Genomic DNA, 17,623 nt, shown 5'->3' with positions numbered 1-17,623 from the left:
TCTACACCTTCAGCGTCTCGTGGCGGACCAGCGGGCGGGCGAAGAGCTCGGCGAGATCGCCAGCCTGCTCGAAGCCCTGGATGGGCGAGAAGACCAGCTCGATGGACCATTTCGTGCGCAGGCCTTCCGCCTCCAGCGGGTTCGCCAGCCCCAACCCGCAGACCGTCAGATCGGGACGGTCCTCGCGCAACCGGTCCAGCTGGGCGTCGACATCCTGCCCCTCGACCAAGCGAACCCCCTCTGCGAGAGCATCCCGCTCCCGGCCGTGGAACTCGCGGTCGAAGTACGGCGTGGCTACCTCAACTGGCTGCATGCCGCACTCCACGCTGAGGAATCGCGCCAGCGGCAGTTCCAGCTGCGAGTCCGGCAGGAAGGTGATGCGCTTGTCGCGCAGCACTTCCCGCTGCCGCTCCAGCGCTGCCTGTGCCCGCGCGATGGGCGCTTCGATGACCGTCTCAAGCCGCTCATCGGAGACCCCGAAGGATCGGGCGGCCGCCTGGAGCCAGCTGCGCGTTCCTTCAATCCCCAGAGGGTACGGGGCATCGATCCGCTCTGCGCCGCGGCGAATGAGCGCACGAGTCGCCTCGCCAGTGAACGGCTGAGCCTGCAGGACGCGGGTCCCGGGGCCGACCGGCGGCAGCTCGGCCCCGATGCGCGGCGGCAGGAAATGAACGGGACCGATTCCCAGCTGATCGAACAGGCGCCGGAACTGGTCCTCGACCACGTCCGCGAGGGTGCCGAGAACGATAAGCGAGGGCGTGTCCTCCTGACTCGGCGGAAGCTCATGCGCCAGCGTGCCCAGGAACTGATCCTCGCCCTGGGTGAACGTTGTCTCGAGCCCGCTGCCCGAATACGGGAGCACGCGGACCCGCCCCTCGTGGGCCGCCGTCAGCCGCTCCGCGGCCTTGTCCAGGTCGAGCTTGATGACTTCCGAGGGGCAAGAGCCGACCAGAAACAGCGTGCGGATCTCCGGACGGCGGGCGAGGAGCTCGTGGACGACCCGATCTAGTTCCTCGTTGCAGTCGGCCATCCCGGCGAGATCGCGCTCGCCGAGCACCGCGGTTGCGAAGCGGGGCTCGGCGAAGATCATCACGCCTGCCGCCGACTGCAGCAGGTGGGCGCAGGTCCGCGACCCGACCACCAGGAAGAAGGCGTCGCGCATCTTCCGGTGCAGCCATACGATGCTCGTCAGGCCACAAAAGACCTGGCGCTGCCCCTCTTCCTGGGCCAGCCCCCCGCAGACCCCGCCGGCATTGCAGCGATCCGCTTGCGTCATTCCGCCCCTCCCTGCCCGGCGGCGCGCATCTGCTCTTCCTGCAGGCGCGCGGCGCGGAGCTTGAGGAGAAACTGCATGGCGTTGACGACGTAGGCCGCGTAGGCGGCCAGCGCGATCCACATTTGCTGGACCGGGGTCAGGAAGTCACCGAACCAGACCACGAGGTAGGCGGTGTGCAGGACGATCACCCCCATGCTGACCACGTCCTCCCAGAAGAACGCGGGAGCGAAAAGGTAGTGCCCGAAGACCTCCTTCTCCCAGATCGCCCCGGTGACCATGATCGTGTAGAGGATCAGGGTCTTGATGATGATCGACCAGGCTGCCCACTCGAGCAGTTCGCCGGTGGCGAGATACCACAGAACCAGCCCCAGGCTGGCCAGAAACACGATGAACTGCGTGGGAGCCAGAATCCCCTGGACGAGGGTCCAGGGCGACTCGTCTCGACGGCGGCGCTCTTCGTCGGTGTATAGACCGGCGGGAGGTGATTTCATGGAACCCTGATGCTGCATTGCGCTGCATCCCCACTTTACGGGAGTGACTTCTCGGCGAATCTAAAGCGCCCCCCGGGGTGTGTCAAGCTGGCTGGACGTGCCTCACGATTGACACAACCTTTCAATACAGGGCCTTAGCATTCGGTCGCGCAGGACGACAGATCGTCGCATTCCCGCGTTACGCCCTTGAACTATCCGCGCCGGATGGCGTCAATATTGAGTGCGCAAGTATTCTCGATGAAATCGGTCCGAATTCAACGCCCCGAATCCCCCGAAAAACCCGATCAAAGCCCCAGAGGACGGCCGAAGTTGAAATCGATGAACGCGCCGCAACAGACGCTGGGCGATCTGCCCGCGGAGACGGTCGCCCGGCTGCTCAAGGCCGCCGCGGATATCGCCCTGATCGTGGATGCTGAAGGAACCATCCACGACGTGGCGGTGGGCAGCGATGACCCGGGTGTCCGCGCCGCCGCTGGCTGGCGGGGCCGGCAATGGCGCGAGGTGGTCGGTGCGACGGAGCAGCAGACCGTCGACCGTTTGCTCGTCGACCAGCAGAGCGCAACCCTGCAGCACATCGACGAGCGCGGAAACCCGATCCCGGTGCGCTACCGATTGATCCCGCTCGGCGACGGACGAATCGCCGCGGTGGGCCGGGACCTGCGCCCCTGCGCCGCACTGCGCCAGCAGCCGCGTGAACACAACCGCCTGCGCTCCATCGAGCAGACTACGGCCCTGGTCGGCCAGGTGCCCCTGCGCGATCTGGTCCGCGAAGCGACCGACCTGATCGAGCGCATGTGCATCGAGACGGCCTTGAACATCACCCACGACAACCGGGCCTCGGCAGCGGAACTACTCGGACTCAGCCGCCAGAGCCTCTACTCCAAGCTGCGACGCCACGGCCTGATGACCTCCCACAACGACGCCGACTGACCGGTGCCGCACCTCCCTTGACCCACCCCGCACACCCCTCTAGCTTGAGCTCCTTATCGTTGGGCGACTGAGCGAGGGCCCTGTCATGGATCCAGCCACTGCGCAGACCCCCCCCCTGGCCGCTGCGGCCCCGCGGGATCTCTGCACCGACTGCGGACTCTCGCGCAGCTCCGAGCCCAAGCGCTGCGGCCGAGCCTGTCAGTTCATCCGTCCGGACTACCCTGGACTGGAGCGCCGGACGCACGGCCGCAGCCGGGATCCTGAGCGCCCGGACGAGCTGCACTTCGGCCCCTTCCGGAGCATGCACCAGGCCGCCCTGCGACGCCCGCGGGCCGGCGCTCAGTGGACCGGCGTCACCACCCGACTGGCGGAACGGCTGCTGGAGAGCGGGCGCGTGGACGCGGTCCTGACCGTCACGGGCAACGCCGACGACCCCTGGCGACCCCGCCCCGTTCTGGTCACCGATCCGGCGCAGCTGACTCAGTGCCGCGGCATGCGCATGGGCTATGCCCCCCTGCTCGCCCTGCTTGAGCCTGCGCTGGCGCAGGGCTACCGACGGCTAGGGGTGATCGCACTGCCCTGCCAGACCTACCCGCTGAGAGCCCTCGAGCGCGAACTCGGCCTGGAACGCCTGGAGATCATCGGCACGCCGTGCTCGGACAACACGTCGACAGAGCACTTCCACCGCTTCCTCGAACTCTTGACCCCTGCACCAGAGGACGTGACCTACCTGGAGTTCCGGGCCGACTACTACGTCGAACTGCGCTTCCGCGACGGCAGCAAACGCGAGATCCCCTTCCTGCAGCTGCCGATCTCCAGGCTGCCGGCCGACTTCTGGCCGCTAACCTGCCGCACCTGCGTCGACTACACCAACGCCCTGGCGGACATCACCGTCGGCTACATGGCCGGGCGGGGCGAGCAGTGGATCATCGTGCGCAATGAACGCGGCGAGGCCATGCTGGAGCTGCTGGGCGACGAAGTGCGCCTGCGCCAGCCAAGCTCCGGGGGCAAGCGCGCTGGCCCGGTGCAGGGTTTCATCGACAATACTGAGCGCGCAGCGGGGGGCATGCCGGCGCGAGGCATGCCGAACTGGCTGCGGCCGATCGTCGGCCGGCTCATGCCGTATGTCGGCCCACGCGGGCTGGAGCTGGCGCGGGCGCGGCTGGAGATGAAGGCCGCCGAGACCCTCATCCACCTCCGACATAAGGCGCCCCGGCGCGCCCGGACCATGGTGCCCGCACACGTCAACCGGCTGGTCGAAGGCTATCGTATCACCACCCCGCAGCAGCACCCCGGGCCCCGGCACACCGAGGCCCGGAGCGGGGCGGATTCAGACCGGATCGATTAGTAGCACATAGCGCAGCGCCTCGGCGTACTCCCGGGCAGTGGCCTTCTCGCCGTTCTTCTCGCGCTCAAGGGCCCGATCCACCTGCGCCTTGGCAATGACGGACAGGCTGCGCAGCCCCATCGGCCCGAGCGCCTCGACGTAGCGGGTGAGGAACTGCCGGGACTGCAGCCGCTCCGTTTCAGCGCTGATGGCCCGGATCCAGAACATCTTACGCAGACCGACAAGCACGAAGATCGCGGCCGGCAGTGCGATGGCGATGATCATGACCGCCAGCGTCTGCTCCGCACCGGGGAGCAGATCCCGCTGGATACCGATGAGGTAGGCGATCACGCCACCGATCGCCGCCAGCGAGAAGCTGATCCCGGCGGAGAGCCAGGTCGACTTGGTGAGTTCCTGGAGTAACCGTTTCCGCTCCTCGAGGATCTCGTTGGTCATGCTGCGCTCCTTACTCTGAAAGTGGGATGGGCAGGCCGCCGTCAGCCCTCCACCGACGGCAGTCCGGACAGCGCCATGGCCGTCTCGACCTGGCTCCCGCCGAGGTCGCTGAGGTTGCCCGCCAGGTAATCCGTGTAGGCCTGCATGTCGAAATTGCCGTGGCCGCAGAGATTGAACAGGATCGCCTTCGACTCGCCACGCTCGCGGCACCCCTGTGCCTCATCGATCACGGCCTTGACCGCGTGGTTGGCCTCCGGCGCGGGGATGATTCCTTCGGCCCGGGCAAACTGCAGCCCGGCGGCGAAGCAGTCGAGCTGATCGTAGGCCCGCGCGTCGAGGTAGCCGAGGTCCATCAGGTGGCTGATCTGCGGGGCCATACCGTGGTAGCGCAGCCCCCCGGCGTGGAACCCCGGCGGCATGAAACCGGAGCCAAGGGTGTGCATCTTGGTCAGCGGCGTCAACTGCGCCGAATCGCCGTAATCGTAGGCAAACCGGCCCCGCGTCAGGGTCGGACAGGCCAACGGCTCGACGGCAATGGCCTCGATGCTCGGCCCGCCGCGCATGGCCGCCCCCAGGAAGGGGAAGACGATGCCCGCGAAGTTGCTGCCTCCCCCGGTGCAGGCAATGACGGTGTCGGGGTAATCATCGGCCATGGCCAGCTGCTCCATGGCCTCGAGCCCCGTAACGGTCTGGTGCAGCAGCACGTGGTTGAGCACGCTGCCCAGCGCGTACTTCGTGTCGTCGCGCTGCGCGGCCAGCTCGACCGCCTCACCGATGGCGATGCCCAGGCTCCCGGTGCTGTCCGGGTTGTCCGCCAGCACCGAGCGCCCGAAGGCCGTCTCTTGGCTCGGGCTAGCGATGCACCGCGCCCCGAAGCTCTCCATGAAAGCGCGCCGGTACGGCTTCTGCCTGTAACTCACCCCGACCATAAAGACCTCGATATCGAGGCCGAACATGGCACCAGCGAGGGCCAGTGAAGAACCCCACTGACCAGCCCCGGTCTCGGTGGTAATGCGGCGCACACCCTCGGCGTGGTTGTAGAAGGCCTGCGGGAGAGCCGTGTTTGGTTTGTGGCTCCCGGCGGGACTGACGCCCTCGTACTTGTAATAGATCCGTGCCGGCGTATCGAGGGCCCTTTCCAGGCGGCGCGCCCGGTAAAGCGGCGCCGGCCGCCACTGCCGGTACGCGTCACGGACCGGCTCGGGGATCTCGATCTCCCGCTCGGTGCTCAGTTCCTGCTCGATCACGCCACGGGGGAACAGCGGCGCCAGATCCCCCTCAGAGACGGGCTCCCGCGTCGCCGGATGGAGCACCGGTGCCAGCGGGGCAGGTAGGTCGGCACTGATGTTGTACCAGGCGCGCGGTATCCGCGCCTCATCGAGCACATACTTGACGGTCTCACTCATGGTTGGCTCTCGCGCTGGCCCTGATCAGAACGCCGGCTATGGTAGCCGCGCCCGCGCGTCAGGGAAAGCTGACAGGGCGCGACACGCCGCCGCCGGAACAATGAGGGTTGCCACCGGACACCCTTACACGGTATGGATGAGGGACAAGCTGCCGCAGCTAGGGAAGGCTCAACGCCATGGTGACCGATCAGCAAACCCTCCTCGAGGTCGCGCAGGCGACCACCGCGATCGGTGGCTGGATGCTCGACCGCTCCACACAGGTCATCCACCTGTCCATGGAGACCCGACGACTCCTCGAACTGCCCCCGGACCGCCCCCTGAACCTGCGCACCGGACTCGGCCTCTACCCGCCCGAGCATCGGGCCACGGTCACCCGAGCCACCCACGCCGCCCTCCACCATGCCCGCCCCTTCCAGGTCGATGTCGATATCCTCACCACCAGCGGCCGCCGGCTCCATGTCCGCAAGCTGGGCAAACCGCTGATGGACGACTACGGCAACATCCTGGGCCTGCGCGGCGCGCTGCAGGATCTGACCGACATCAAGGCCGCCGAACGTCAGGCCCGGCGCCTGTCACAGCGCCTGGAGACCACGCTGGAGAGCATCACCGACGCCTTCTTCCTGGTCGATCCAGCCTGGCGTTTCACCTATCTCAACCGCGAGGCGGAACGCCAACTCAACTGCCGGCGCGAGCAGATCCTCGGCCGCGTGGCCTGGGAGGTCTTCCCTGAAGCGCTGGGCACCGCGTTCGAGGCAAATTACCGCCATGCCATGGCCAAGCGGGATCCAGTGGTCTTCGAGGCCTACTTCGCGCCGGTCGAGACCTGGTTTGAGGCGCGGGCCTACCCCTCCGAAGAGGGGCTGGCGGTCTACTTCCGCGACATCACCCAGCGCAAGCAGGGCGAAGCGGAGATGGCTCAACTGAACGAGGATCTGCGCCAGGCCCGCGAGCGCGCCGAACGAGCCAGCCGGGCCAAATCGGAATTCCTCGCCGCCATGAGCCACGAGCTGCGCACCCCGCTGAACGCCATTACTGGCTTCGCTCAGCTGCTCCACCACACCCCGCCTGAAGCGTCCGCAGACCGGGATCACCACCTTGACCAGATCCTGTCGGCGGGCTGGCACCTGCGCGATCTGATCGGCGACGTCATCGACTTCGCGCAGATCGAGGCGGGTCAACTGGCTGTTCACGCCGAGCCGCTGGCCGTCGACGCCCTCGTGCGCAACAGCTTGGCGATGATCGGCGAGCAGGCGCGGCGCCGCGGGCTCTTCGTGGACTGCCAGGACACTGCCGAACCGGCCCCCTGGGCCCGAGCGGACCCGGTCCGCAGCCGCCAGATCCTGCTCAACCTGCTCTCCAACGCCATCAAGTACAACCGCCCGGGGGGCACGATCAGCGTCTCCTGGTCCGCCGCCGAGCACGGCGTACATATCGATGTCGCGGACACGGGCAGCGGCATCCCCCATGCCCGACGCGAACGCCTGTTCGAGCCGTTCGAGCGGCTCGGACGCGAGGCCGGTTCCATCGAAGGCAGTGGCATTGGTCTATCGCTGTCGCGGCGCCTAGCCCGGATGATGAGCGGCGACCTGAACCTGCTCACCACCGCCCCGGAACGCGGGACCACCATGCGACTAACCCTGCCCCACCACCTCAACGAGCCCTCCCCGTCAAGCGCGGAGATCCCCCTGCGCCTCGATGAGACGAGGCCCGCAGCGCCCATGCGCATCTGCTACATCGAGGATAACGAGCTGAACATGATGGTCGTCCGCGGTCTGATCCGCCGCAAAACGGGGGTCGAATTGGATGAGGCCTGGACCGGCGCCGAGGGCTTGGCGCGCATCCGGCAGTGTCAGCCCGATCTGGTGCTTCTGGACATGCACCTGCCCGACATGCATGGCCGCGAGGTGCTGCGCGCCCTTCGCGCGGATCCCGAGCTGTGCCGACTCCCTGTGGTGGCGCTGAGTGCCGATGCGGCCAACGAGACGCTGGAAACCGCGGATGGCACCTTGGACGGCTACCTGCTCAAGCCGTTTCGACTGGCCGACCTGGATGCGCTGATCGCCCGATTCGCCCCGCGATGAGCCGGCCAGTGGCCGGATCCGCAGCCGCCGCCGCTCACCCCGATGGCGCCGTGCCGTGCTCCACCCGCTGGAGCTCCTCGACATCGAACCCCAGCGCCTCGGCCCGGCCGACCAACTCTTCCAGAATCTGCTCATCGAGTTCCGGCTCCCGGGAGAGGATCCACAGGTACCCACGGGTCGGACCGGAGACCATCGCCCACTCATACGCGTCCTTATCCAGCGCGATGACGTGGTAGCCGCCGCGGATGGGCCATGTGAAGGTCACCGTCAGGCTGGCCACATCCGGTTCGCCCTGGAACCGCGCGGTACCCTCAATCTCCTGCCACTGCTCATCGCTGGGATCGTACCCGCGGTTGCGTACGCCGAGGCGCCCGTCCTCGCGGATCCAGTATTCCGCGCTGACGTCGGTCAGGCCCCGCTCGAAGCGATGATCGAGCCGTTTGATGGAATACCACTGCCCCGTAAACCGCTCCGCCTCGAACCCATCGACGGGATCCACCCCCGCGGGCAGTCCGGTACACCCTCCGGCTATCGAAAGCGCCCCTGCAAGCAGCAGCAACACCCCGGCTCCACGCAGACAACGCCCCAGGACCCTTGCCATCAACGCCCCCTCCTTCGACCGCATCACCGGGTCATGGTGTCACAGCCCGGAATCAACCGATGAACTTATCGCCCTGATTCGTCATCCTACTGGATAGGAGACCAGACGCAGGGGAAGAGCAGGATCATGGACACGGACCATCCGCAGCACGACTCCGCGGCGAACAACTCCTCGCGTTACGTGGTTTTCGGCGCCAGCGGCTATATCGGCTCCCACCTGGTCGCCGAACTGCTCGAAGCCGGCTGCCGGGTGCGGGCGGTTGCCCGCAACCGCGAGGTGCTCGAAGCCCGCGAGTGGGAAGGGGCCGAACTGGTCGCTGCCGACGCCCTCAAGCCCGAGACCCTAGTACCGGCCCTGCAGGGTGCGGACGTGGCCTACTACCTGGTCCACTCCATGGGCGCCGGCAAGGCCTTCGGGACCCTGGATGTCGAGGCGGCCCGCAACTTCGCGGCTGCCGCCGCGGAGGCCGGGGTGCGTCGAATCGTCTACCTCGGTGGACTGGTGCCCGAGTCGGCGAGTTCCGCGCACATCCTTTCGCGGCGACAGACCGGCGATACCCTGCGCGAAGGATCCGTGCCGGTGACCGAGCTGCGGGCCGGCATCATCGTTGGACCTGGGTCGGCGGCGTTCGAGATCATGCGCGACCTAGTGCTCCACCTCCCGATCATGGTCACGCCGCGCTGGGTCTTTGCGCAGTCGCCGCCCATTGCGCTGCAGGATCTTCTTGAGTACCTGCGTCGGGCACCGCAGTGCGAGGAAACCGCCGGAGCCATTCTGGACGTCGCCGGCCCGGAACACCTGACCTACGCCCAGATGATGCGCATCCTCGCCGAGGAGGCGGGACGGCGCCCCCCGAAAGTGATCCCGGTCCCCTTGCTGACTCCGAAGCTCTCCTCCTATTGGCTGCGCCTCGTCACCGCCGTCCCCACACCGATCGCCAGAGCCCTGATCGAGGGGCTGCGTGAGGACTACCGGGCCGATGACAGCGAGATCTGCCGCCTGGTACCCCAGCAGCTGCGGGACTTCCGCGGCGCCGTGCGCGACGTCTTCCGCGCCGAGCGCGAGCGGTCCGTGGCGGCCCGCTGGACCGAGGGCGCCTTCATGTTCCGCAACTACCGGATCGACTACAGCTACTACGCCAAAAAGGCCCACGGCTCCGCCGTCACCACCGCGGAGCCCGATGCCGTCTGGCCCGTGGTCACCGCCATCGGGGGCGAGAACCGCTACTACTACGCCAACGCGCTGTGGAAAATCCGCGAGACCCTGGACTGGCTGGTAGGCGGACCGGGCAGGAACTATGGCCGACGCCACCCGACGGAGCTACGCGTGGGCGACATGATCGACTCTTGGCGGGTTATCGAACTGGAACCGGAGCGGCGGATGACCCTGTGGTTCGGCATGCGCGCCCCCGGCTCCGGCGTACTAGAGATCGAGCTCACGCCGCGAACCGGGGGCGGCACCGAAATCACGGTGGCCAACCACTGGCACCCGGCCGGGGTCTGGGGCCTACTCTACTGGTACGCCCTAGCCCCAGCTCACTCCCTCATATTCTCGGGGCTGGCCCGATCCATCGCCCGGCGGGCTGAGGCTTCTTCCACTGCGTCCGGGTCCCGCTCGGCGGCACCCGACTCGGACTGACCCTCGGCGCTCTGCGCCAGCAGCGCACCGCCGACCACGGCCAGGCCCGCGATCAGCAGAGCCGGCTCCGGCTCGGTAAAGCCGGTGAGAACCAGCAGGACCGCCGAGATGACCGGGACCATGTAGGTCAGCACACCGAGCAGCCCGGTGGGACCCTTGCGCAGGGCGAGCCCCCAGGTCATGAACGCAATCCCGTACGGACCCACGCCGATCAGGGCGGCCGCCAGCCAGTCCGTACCCTGAGGTGCACTGACGCTCTCACCAAGCAGGAGCTGGAGCACCACGGCGATGAGCGCCGCCTGGGCGAACATTCGCGCATAGCCGCGGAACGGGATCGAGCCCGCCTGCGTGAGGTAGACCGAGAACGCCGCCCAAGCACAACCACTGATCACCCCGAAGACGTAAGCGACCAACGGAGTCTCCGCCCCGGCAGGCGCGTCTCCCAGGATCAGCGGCGCCACGCCGACAAACGCCACGACCATCCCGACGAGCACCCGGGGCTGAACCCCGCGCCCGGCCAACCAATTGGCGACAAGCACGAACACCACTGGCCACAGGTACGTGACCAACGTCACGCGTGCTGGCTCCCCCCAGGCCAGCGCGGCGAAGTAGAGGTAGAGCGCTGCCACAAGCGAGAGCACGCCGCCGAGCCAGTAGCTCAGATCCGGGTCCGGCATTCGGCCGTGCGGCTCACGCACCAAAATTGCCGAACACCAAGCGACCGCAGCGGCCGCCATCAGGGCCACTACCGTCGTCATCATGGCCGGCAACTCGGTAAGTTGGCGCAACAACGGCAGACTGCCCCACAGGCTTACCGAAAAAACACCAGCCACAAGACCCGAAAGCAGCGCACGGTTCAGCAACGCATGACCTCCTCTAACCTTTTGATGGACCTGAACGAGCCGCGTAATATAGGGCTCATCATTCGATCTTCCAAACGAATCTTCGTAATCAACCGATCACGTTGCTCGATCGCTCATGAAGACACGCATCCTCGATCTAACGCTGCTCCAGACCTTCGTCGCGGTCGTTGAACAAGGCGGCTTCACGGCCGCCGGCGAACAGCTGCACCTTGCCCAATCCACTGTCAGCGCTCACATTACCCGCCTGGAGGAGTTGGCCGGCCACCGCCTTCTGCGCCGCGACCAGCGCAAGCTGGCGACAACCACCAAGGGCGAACGACTGCTCGCCCACGCGCGTCGGCTATTGCAGCAAAATGCCCTCGCCTGGCAGGAGCTTCAGGAGGAGCGCATGGAGGGACGGGTTCGGCTGGGAATCCCCGACGACTACATCATGTTCCTGCCGGAGAGCCTGAGCGATTTCGAGGCCCGCTACCCCGGCATCGAGCTCGAAGTCAGTGGCGGCCTGAGCGTTGACCTGATCGAGCAGGTCCAGGCGGGCCAGCTGGACCTGGCCGTCGTTACCAGGCAACCGAAAAGCCCGGGCGGCGAGGTCCTGCGCCGCGAGCCCCTCGTCTGGGCGGCAGCGGCGGCGTACGCCGCCGAGGAGCGCGAACCACTCCCGCTCGCCCTCTCCCGCCAGGGCGTGTGCACCTTCCGCGAGCAAGCCGTCGAAGCCCTGGAGGCCGCCGACTTCCCCTGGCGCATTGCCTATACCAGTACCAGCCTGGCCGGGCTGCGCGCGGCAGTCCGCTCCGGGCTGGCCGTGACGGTTCTCACCCCTTCGATGCTCGATCCGGATCTGCGCACACTGGGACAGGAGACGGGGCTACCGGAACTGCCCAGCATCGAGCTGGCCCTCCACCGTGGCGCCGGGCGGCCCAGCGAGCCGGCACGCCAGTTGTTCAACACGCTCCAGGAACGACTCGGCAACGTCAGCCACGGCTGACCGACACTGTTAGAAAAACCGATACCTCGGATGCAGAAAAACGCCTCGACTGCTTGCAGCCGCAGACACCGGCGAGTAGGTTAATGCCGCGCTGCTAGCGGATTGCTCCGCGCGAAGCCCCGGGCGCCCTCGCCCCACGCACCGGAGCGGACAACGGAAAGGATTGGCTTATGAAACGCAACGAAGAGATTATCGAAGCGCTACGGATCTACACCAATCGCCGGATCCCGCTGCTTTGGGGCAGCGTTCTGGCGATCCTCTTGGTGGCGCACTTCGTCACCGCCTACCTGGTGGAGCAGTTCTGGAGCGAGCACCTGGCGGTGAGCCCGTGGGTGGCCATCGCCGCAGTGCTGATCGGCATTGCCTTCTTCCTTTACGAGAAGATCGGCAACAAGCTGCGCGCCGCAGAGTTCGAGTTCCAGCGCACGGCGCTGGGCTACTGGGACTATGAACGTGGCTACCAGCAGTCCGAACGAATCCGGCAGGCGGCGCTAGTAGGCTTTCTGGGCACCGTGGTCGTCTACGTCGGGTTCGCCTTCGCGCAGTTCTGTGCCACCGCCGACGACGCCAGCCGCAAGGTGCTGACGGACCTCGCCCCGGGCAAACAGATGGAGCTGCTCAGCAATCCGGAGCAGGCCGCCGTGCTGGGCCTCGGCGCAGCGCTGATCATCGCGGCGCTGGTCTGGATCCACCGGGTCCGCGAGCAGATCCGTAGCGACCTGAGCGCCTGACCCCCTGGCCGGCCGGGTAGCCAGCGCCCGGCCGGCACCCCCGCCTGACATCCGCTTCACGACAGCTACTGACCCGCGGCCTGAGCGGCCTCGACCGCCTCCTCCGCCTCGATCCACTGCGCTTCCAGCGCATCCCGCTCACGCTGCAGCCGACCCTGCTCCTGCAGAAGCCAGGTCAGGGCCTCGTTGTCGCCGCTGTAGAGTTCCGGATCGGCAAGCTGCGCCTCCAAACGAGCCAGCGCCTGATCGCACGCCTCGATGCGCTCGAGCAGTTGCTCGGCGCGCTCGCGCAACGGCTTCAGTGCCGCGCGCTGCTGAGCCTGCCGGCGCCGCTGCGCCTTGCGCTGCTCGGCAGTATGGGCGGCTTCCGGGGTGGCTTCCCGGGCACCACGCCCGTCACCTCGTCGTGGTCCGTCTCCCCCACGGCGCCGCTCGAGCAGCCAGCGGTGGTAGTCGTCCAGATCGCCATCGAAGCCCCGAACACCGCCATCGGCGACCAGCCAGTAGCGCTCAACCGTTGCCCCCAGCAGGCTGCGATCGTGGGAAACCACCACCACCGCCCCGGTGAACCCTTGCAGGGCCCGGGTGAGTGCGTGGCGCATCTCCAGATCGAGGTGGTTGGTCGGCTCGTCGAGCAGCAGCAGGTTCGGCTGTTGCCAGACCAGCAGCGCCAGCACCAGCCGGGCCTTCTCGCCACCGGAGAGCGGCGCCACCGCGGCGGTAGCCTGATCCCCGACAAAGGCGAAACCACCCAGGAAATCCCGCAGCCGCTGGGGCGAGGCCTCCGGCGAAAGGCGCTGAAGATGCTCCAGTGGACTGGCCTCGGGATCCAGCTGCTCCAGTTGATGTTGGGCGAAGTAGCCGACCCGCAGGCCCGACGCCTGCACCATCTCGCCAGCCAGCGGGGCCAGCTCGCCGGCAAGGGCACGCACCAGCGTCGACTTGCCGGCGCCATTGGGTCCCAGCAGGCCAACGCGCTCCTGTTTCGCCAGACTTAGGGCCACCCCGCGCAGGACGGGGTCGGCGGCATATCCCAGATCTACCCCATCCAGCATGATCAAGGGGTTGGCCACGGCAGGCGTGTCGCTAAACCCGAACTCGAAGGGCGAATCTGCGTATGCCGGTGCAACCCGCTCCATACGTTCCAGCGCCTTGATCCGGCTCTGGGCGGCCCGAGCCTTGCTCGCCTTGGCCCGGAAGCGATCGATAAACCGCTGCATGTGCGCGATTTCACGCTGCTGCTTCTCGTAAAGCGCCTGCTGCCGGGCGAGGCGCTCGGCCCGCTGGCGCTCGAAATCGCTGTAGCCGCCGCTGTAGAGGGTGAGTCGGCGCTGCTCGATGTGCAGCACCCCGTCGACGACCCGATCGAGCAACGCCCGGTCGTGGGAGATCAGCAACAGCGTCCCGGTGTACTCGCGAAGCCATTGCTCGAGCCAAAGAACCGCCTCCAGATCGAGGTGGTTGGTCGGCTCGTCGAGCAACAGCAGATCCGACGGCGTCATCAGTGCCTGGGCCAGGCTCAGCCGCACCCGCCAGCCGCCGGAGAACGCCGATACCGGCCGCTGCGAATCTGCGGGGGCGAACCCGAGGCCGTGCAGCAATTCTTCGGCCCGCGCCCGCGCGCTGTAGCCATCCGCCGCCTCGAACCGGGCATGCGCGGACGCGATCCGGTGCCCGTCCCCCGCGCGCCCGGCGGCGGCCACCTCCTGCTCTGCCGCGCGCAGAACCGCATCCCCATCGAGGACAAAGTCCACCGCCGCGCGCTCGAGCGCCGGAGTCTCCTGTGCCATCGAGGCGATCCGCCACCCCCCGGGGTATTCGACTTCGCCGCGATCCGTGGCCAGCTCACCGCGAAGCAGAGCCAGCAGGGTGCTCTTGCCCGAGCCGTTGGCACCGATCAACCCGATCTTGTGCCCCGGGTCGATGGCGGCACTCGCCCCTTCCAGGAGGGGCTCTGGACCGCGGCGCAGGGTGATATCGTGAAAGCGGATCATGATCGCCATGGTAACAACTGAACCAGGACTCAAGCGTGCAACGCCAACGAGAAAGGGAGGGTCATGGACCGCCTCGAACAATTCCTCGACCGCGCCGAGCAACTCCTCGAACGCATCGAACCCCTTCTCCCGCCCGCCGAGGCGGCGCCAGACTGGGACGCGGCCACCGCCTTTCGTTGGCGCCGGCGCGCCGGCCAGGGCTGGCTGGAACCCATCCCCGCCGCGACGCGGGTCGAACTCCGTCACCTGCGGGGCATCGAGCGCCAGAAAGAGACCCTGGTCCGCAATACCCGGCAGCACCTGGCCGGGCTGCCAGCGAACAACGCGCTACTCTGGGGGGCACGCGGCACCGGCAAATCGTCACTGATTCAGGCCCTGCACACCGCCTACGCCGAGCAGGGCCTGCGCCTGATCGCGATCGAGCCCGAGCACCTGACCGATCTACCCGGCTTGCTGCCGCTGCTCGGCCAACGCCCCGAACGGTTCATCATCTTCTGCGATGATCTCTCTTTCGACGCGAGCGACCAGCACTACCGCGCCCTCAAGGCGGTGCTGGACGGCTCCCTGACCTCCAGCGCCGAAAACGCCCTGCTCTACGCCACATCCAATCGACGGCATTTGGTCCCCGAGCACATGGCGGACAATCGCCAGGCGCACCTCAGCGGGGGCGAGCTCCATCACGGCGACGGGGTCGAGGAACGCATCTCATTGTCCGAGCGCTTCGGCGTACGCCTCTCCTTCCACCCTTTTGCCCAAGAACGCTACCTGGAGATCGTCCGTGGCTGGATCGAGTATCTGGGCGGGAGGATCGATGGCGACACCGAGACGACCCGCCAGGCGGCACTGGCCTACGCCCTGGATCGCGGCTCGCGCAGCGGACGGGTGGCCTGGCAGTTCGCCCGCGACTGGGTCGGCCGTCAGGGCCTGGGCGAGCACCACCCGTAAAAAAAAGCCCGGCCCTTACGGGCCGGGCTTTAAGGACGTGATCCCCCCTTCTTCGGGCGCTCTCCTCGCGCGGTGATGGCATCGGCGGCGGCGTGGACCTGCTCAGTGGTGATCGCCATGCCGAAGACCTCCTCGCCATATCGCTGTTGTGTGTAGCGTCCATAATATCCAACACACTATAAACGCGACGCGCTGCCTTCGGCCCAGCGGCGCACTGCGCCGGCTGCGAGGCGGCTGGGGATGGGGAAGCGGCCCGCGACGGCGGGCGCACTGCCGGCCGTAGAGAAGCCCCGAAATCTGAAACCTCAGTCAGGCGCTGCGGACTCCGATAGTCAGCACCAGAAGGGATGATCTTGCCCAGCACGGACCTCCACACCGCGGAACGGATCGACAACGAGATCACTGCCAATGGTTATCACTGGGCTTCACGAGCGAATCCAAGTGGGCCTCAAAGGCTCGAATGAGGTATTCAGGCTGTATCTCTTTCCTTTGCGAATAACGCTGAGCAGCCCTCGAAAAATGAGCGTAGGTAGCCGGGTCGTCCCACAGACGGGAAAAGGCCCGCACCCACTCCGCCGTGGGCGCCTTGAACGGTAGGCAAATCCCGCCTGGCCCAACGGCCTCGGGCAACCCCCCGGCATTGCTAGCTAAAAGGGGGATACCGTTGACATGCGCTTCGGTCGCAATACGCCCCCAGGTTTCCTCCTTGCTGGGCGCCAGCACGACTCTCGCCCTGCCATACACCTTTCTCATGTCTTCAACGGGGGCGATAACGCGAATGTTGTGAAACCCGCTGATGTCAAGGGACTTGCGCATGCTGTTCACGATGAAAAGGAAGGACACGTCCGGGCGTGCCCGCGCTAGCGCCAGAACGATGTCCAGTCCCTTGTAGCCTGCCGGGTTCACGAAGATCGCCGAGGAGCGATCCGTCTCGGTTTGATAGTCCTCGGGATGGACCAAGGGAGGGATGATTCTCGACACATATTTATCGCCGTGCAGCGACGCGGTGTAACTTGAGTTGGCCAAGAAGGAAAGACGTGGCGGCTTGGGGGCATCATGCTGCATTGGAAGACGGTCGGATGTGTGGAGATAGGCCACCACAGGAATCCCCAGGCACAGCAGTGATTGCAGCATGGGCGCGAAATGTGCACCGCCTTGTAGTACGGCGACGTCGGGCTTGAACTTTGCGGAAAGCTTCTCGACCACGGTAGCAGGATTCCAACTTCTCCAAACGGGGTAACCCATGCGTCGATCCTGAGGCGATGGGTCCCGTAAGAGCTTCATCCTGAGTCGTGCGCTTAACCCGGTGCGACCAACACCTTTCAACCCCGCGACCACGGCCACGTGGTGCCCGCGCTCGAGAAGTCCGCATGCAAGACGGTGTGTGTTGACGCCAAGCCCGCCGAAGATTTCAGGAGGGTATTTATGGTGAGTGGCAAAAAGGATGCGCATTGTAGCTCCTAATCGTCGCGAGCTGACTGGTCATACCTCTACTTGTGGACTAGACCAGGACTCTCCTCGTACGACTGCTTGAGCTTGCGCAGAGGGCAGAAATGCCCGCGGTCACGTCGGGGCAGGAGCCGGTGTCCACCCCGGGCTCCCGCTGCCGTGCCCATCTCCGCGCGTCGGCCTGGATTCTGGACAGCTTGCGGATCTACGACGGCCCTCGCGGTGGCCCCCGCCAGCCAGCGCCTGAAGCGCTTGTCGATAGTTGCCATACGCCCCTCCCGCCTCCCAGGGGGCAATATAGCCCATCCGGACTGCCTCGCAGGTGTCCTGATCTAGGGCAAACTCAGCCATCTGTCGGCCTTACCCTATCGCACAACATCTCGGGCCACCGCGGCGTGACCTGATGAGGCCGTCACCCATGCAGATTTCGTTAGCGCCCCCGGAGGGCGG

15 protein-coding genes are annotated in these 17,623 nt (G+C 66.7%); 7 read left to right on the top strand and 8 right to left on the bottom strand.

What is annotated here, in order from left to right; translation table 11 throughout:
- Window position 1: 1 nt before the first annotated feature.
- Window positions 2-1,276, bottom strand: coding sequence for a ferredoxin:protochlorophyllide reductase (ATP-dependent) subunit N (locus LRF89_RS07395; RefSeq protein ID WP_238636847.1), 1,275 nt, complete (start codon window positions 1,274-1,276; stop codon window positions 2-4).
- The gene (bchF, locus tag LRF89_RS07390) at window positions 1,273-1,785 is read right to left on the bottom strand and encodes a 2-vinyl bacteriochlorophyllide hydratase (protein ID WP_201171060.1); all 513 of its coding nucleotides are present in this window, start codon (window positions 1,783-1,785) and stop codon (window positions 1,273-1,275) included. Before bchF ends, LRF89_RS07395 begins: the two co-directional genes overlap by 4 nt.
- 300 nt (window positions 1,786-2,085) lie before the next feature.
- Here bchF and LRF89_RS07385 point away from each other — a divergent pair, with 300 nt between their 5' ends.
- Both LRF89_RS07385 and LRF89_RS07380 read left to right on the top strand, forming a co-directional pair.
- Entirely contained in the window at window positions 2,086-2,697 is a 612-nt protein-coding gene (locus tag LRF89_RS07385; protein ID WP_238632491.1) for a helix-turn-helix domain-containing protein, read from the top strand.
- An 85-nt stretch (window positions 2,698-2,782) separates the two neighbouring features.
- A complete protein-coding gene (locus tag LRF89_RS07380; protein ID WP_201171069.1) occupies window positions 2,783-4,045 on the top strand; it encodes a coenzyme F420 hydrogenase/dehydrogenase beta subunit N-terminal domain-containing protein in 1,263 nt (420 codons plus the stop codon).
- Here the strand turns inward: LRF89_RS07380 and LRF89_RS07375 are convergent.
- Together LRF89_RS07375 and LRF89_RS07370 are read right to left on the bottom strand one after the other, a co-directional pair.
- Window positions 4,028-4,480 carry a hypothetical protein gene (locus LRF89_RS07375; protein ID WP_201171072.1) on the bottom strand — a complete coding sequence of 151 codons (453 nt, stop codon included), beginning with the start codon at window positions 4,478-4,480 and terminating at the stop codon, window positions 4,028-4,030. The two genes, LRF89_RS07380 and LRF89_RS07375, sit on opposite strands and share 18 nt — an antisense overlap.
- A gap of 41 nt (window positions 4,481-4,521) precedes the next feature.
- Complete coding sequence (locus tag LRF89_RS07370; RefSeq protein WP_238636846.1) at window positions 4,522-5,886, bottom strand: TrpB-like pyridoxal phosphate-dependent enzyme; 1,365 nt, start codon at window positions 5,884-5,886, stop codon at window positions 4,522-4,524.
- 176 nt (window positions 5,887-6,062) lie between these two features.
- Here LRF89_RS07370 and LRF89_RS07365 point away from each other — a divergent pair, with 176 nt between their 5' ends.
- Window positions 6,063-7,967, top strand: a complete 1,905-nt coding sequence (locus tag LRF89_RS07365) for an ATP-binding protein (protein WP_238636845.1) — start codon at window positions 6,063-6,065, stop codon at window positions 7,965-7,967.
- 34 nt (window positions 7,968-8,001) lie between these two features.
- On the opposite strand, the gene LRF89_RS07360 is transcribed toward LRF89_RS07365, so the two are convergent.
- Window positions 8,002-8,568 carry a lipocalin family protein gene (locus LRF89_RS07360; RefSeq protein WP_201171082.1) on the bottom strand — a complete coding sequence of 189 codons (567 nt, stop codon included), beginning with the start codon at window positions 8,566-8,568 and terminating at the stop codon, window positions 8,002-8,004.
- Between the two features lie 126 nt (window positions 8,569-8,694).
- On the opposite strand from LRF89_RS07360, the gene LRF89_RS07355 reads away from it, so the two are divergent.
- Complete coding sequence (locus LRF89_RS07355) at window positions 8,695-10,206, top strand: SDR family oxidoreductase (protein WP_238636844.1); 1,512 nt, start codon at window positions 8,695-8,697, stop codon at window positions 10,204-10,206.
- Here the strand turns inward: LRF89_RS07355 and LRF89_RS07350 are convergent.
- Window positions 10,104-11,039: a DMT family transporter gene (locus LRF89_RS07350; protein WP_238636856.1), complete on the bottom strand. Its 936-nt coding sequence runs from the start codon at window positions 11,037-11,039 to the stop codon at window positions 10,104-10,106. The genes LRF89_RS07355 and LRF89_RS07350 overlap by 103 nt on opposite strands.
- 145 nt (window positions 11,040-11,184) lie before the next feature.
- Between LRF89_RS07350 and LRF89_RS07345 the strand changes: the two genes are divergently transcribed.
- Together LRF89_RS07345 and LRF89_RS07340 are read left to right on the top strand one after the other, a co-directional pair.
- Window positions 11,185-12,054, top strand: coding sequence for a LysR substrate-binding domain-containing protein (locus LRF89_RS07345; RefSeq protein WP_201171089.1), 870 nt, complete (start codon window positions 11,185-11,187; stop codon window positions 12,052-12,054).
- A gap of 170 nt (window positions 12,055-12,224) precedes the next feature.
- Complete coding sequence (locus tag LRF89_RS07340) at window positions 12,225-12,785, top strand: hypothetical protein (RefSeq protein WP_238632499.1); 561 nt, start codon at window positions 12,225-12,227, stop codon at window positions 12,783-12,785.
- Between the two features lie 65 nt (window positions 12,786-12,850).
- Here the strand turns inward: LRF89_RS07340 and LRF89_RS07335 are convergent, their stop codons facing one another.
- Window positions 12,851-14,779: an ABC-F family ATP-binding cassette domain-containing protein gene (locus LRF89_RS07335; protein ID WP_238636855.1), complete on the bottom strand. Its 1,929-nt coding sequence runs from the start codon at window positions 14,777-14,779 to the stop codon at window positions 12,851-12,853.
- A gap of 63 nt (window positions 14,780-14,842) precedes the next feature.
- Between LRF89_RS07335 and LRF89_RS07330 the strand changes: the two genes are divergently transcribed.
- Window positions 14,843-15,724 (top strand): ATP-binding protein, encoded by an 882-nt coding sequence (locus tag LRF89_RS07330; protein WP_201242179.1) that lies wholly within the window; start codon window positions 14,843-14,845, stop codon window positions 15,722-15,724.
- Window positions 15,725-16,123: 399 nt separating this feature from the next.
- Here the strand turns inward: LRF89_RS07330 and LRF89_RS07325 are convergent, their stop codons facing one another.
- Window positions 16,124-17,176, bottom strand: coding sequence for a glycosyltransferase (locus LRF89_RS07325; RefSeq protein WP_238634414.1), 1,053 nt, complete (start codon window positions 17,174-17,176; stop codon window positions 16,124-16,126).
- Between the last annotated feature and the right edge of the window lie 447 nt (window positions 17,177-17,623).

The organism is Halorhodospira sp. 9621 (assembly GCF_022228055.1).
Taxonomy (GTDB): Bacteria; Pseudomonadota; Gammaproteobacteria; order Nitrococcales; family Halorhodospiraceae; genus Halorhodospira; species Halorhodospira halophila_A.
Note: the sequence above shows the minus strand (reverse complement) of the source record. Positions and strands in the feature narration are given on the sequence as shown.

What these genes read in the sequence shown, in the direction of transcription:
- LRF89_RS07380 (WP_201171069.1), top strand. Translation starts at nt 2,783, where the DNA reads ATGGATCCAGCCACTGCGCAGACCCCCCCCCTGGCCGCTGCGGCCCCG.
- LRF89_RS07330 (WP_201242179.1), top strand. Translation starts at nt 14,843, where the DNA reads ATGGACCGCCTCGAACAATTCCTCGACCGCGCCGAGCAACTCCTCGAA.
- LRF89_RS07365 (WP_238636845.1), top strand. Translation starts at nt 6,063, where the DNA reads ATGGTGACCGATCAGCAAACCCTCCTCGAGGTCGCGCAGGCGACCACC.
- bchF (WP_201171060.1), bottom strand. Translation starts at nt 1,785, where the DNA reads ATGCAGCATCAGGGTTCCATGAAATCACCTCCCGCCGGTCTATACACC.
- LRF89_RS07370 (WP_238636846.1), bottom strand. Translation starts at nt 5,886, where the DNA reads ATGAGTGAGACCGTCAAGTATGTGCTCGATGAGGCGCGGATACCGCGC.
- LRF89_RS07335 (WP_238636855.1), bottom strand. Translation starts at nt 14,779, where the DNA reads ATGATCCGCTTTCACGATATCACCCTGCGCCGCGGTCCAGAGCCCCTC.
- LRF89_RS07395 (WP_238636847.1), bottom strand. Translation starts at nt 1,276, where the DNA reads ATGACGCAAGCGGATCGCTGCAATGCCGGCGGGGTCTGCGGGGGGCTG.
- LRF89_RS07385 (WP_238632491.1), top strand. Translation starts at nt 2,086, where the DNA reads ATGAACGCGCCGCAACAGACGCTGGGCGATCTGCCCGCGGAGACGGTC.
- LRF89_RS07375 (WP_201171072.1), bottom strand. Translation starts at nt 4,480, where the DNA reads ATGACCAACGAGATCCTCGAGGAGCGGAAACGGTTACTCCAGGAACTC.
- LRF89_RS07355 (WP_238636844.1), top strand. Translation starts at nt 8,695, where the DNA reads ATGGACACGGACCATCCGCAGCACGACTCCGCGGCGAACAACTCCTCG.
- LRF89_RS07345 (WP_201171089.1), top strand. Translation starts at nt 11,185, where the DNA reads ATGAAGACACGCATCCTCGATCTAACGCTGCTCCAGACCTTCGTCGCG.
- LRF89_RS07325 (WP_238634414.1), bottom strand. Translation starts at nt 17,176, where the DNA reads ATGCGCATCCTTTTTGCCACTCACCATAAATACCCTCCTGAAATCTTC.
- LRF89_RS07360 (WP_201171082.1), bottom strand. Translation starts at nt 8,568, where the DNA reads ATGGCAAGGGTCCTGGGGCGTTGTCTGCGTGGAGCCGGGGTGTTGCTG.
- LRF89_RS07340 (WP_238632499.1), top strand. Translation starts at nt 12,225, where the DNA reads ATGAAACGCAACGAAGAGATTATCGAAGCGCTACGGATCTACACCAAT.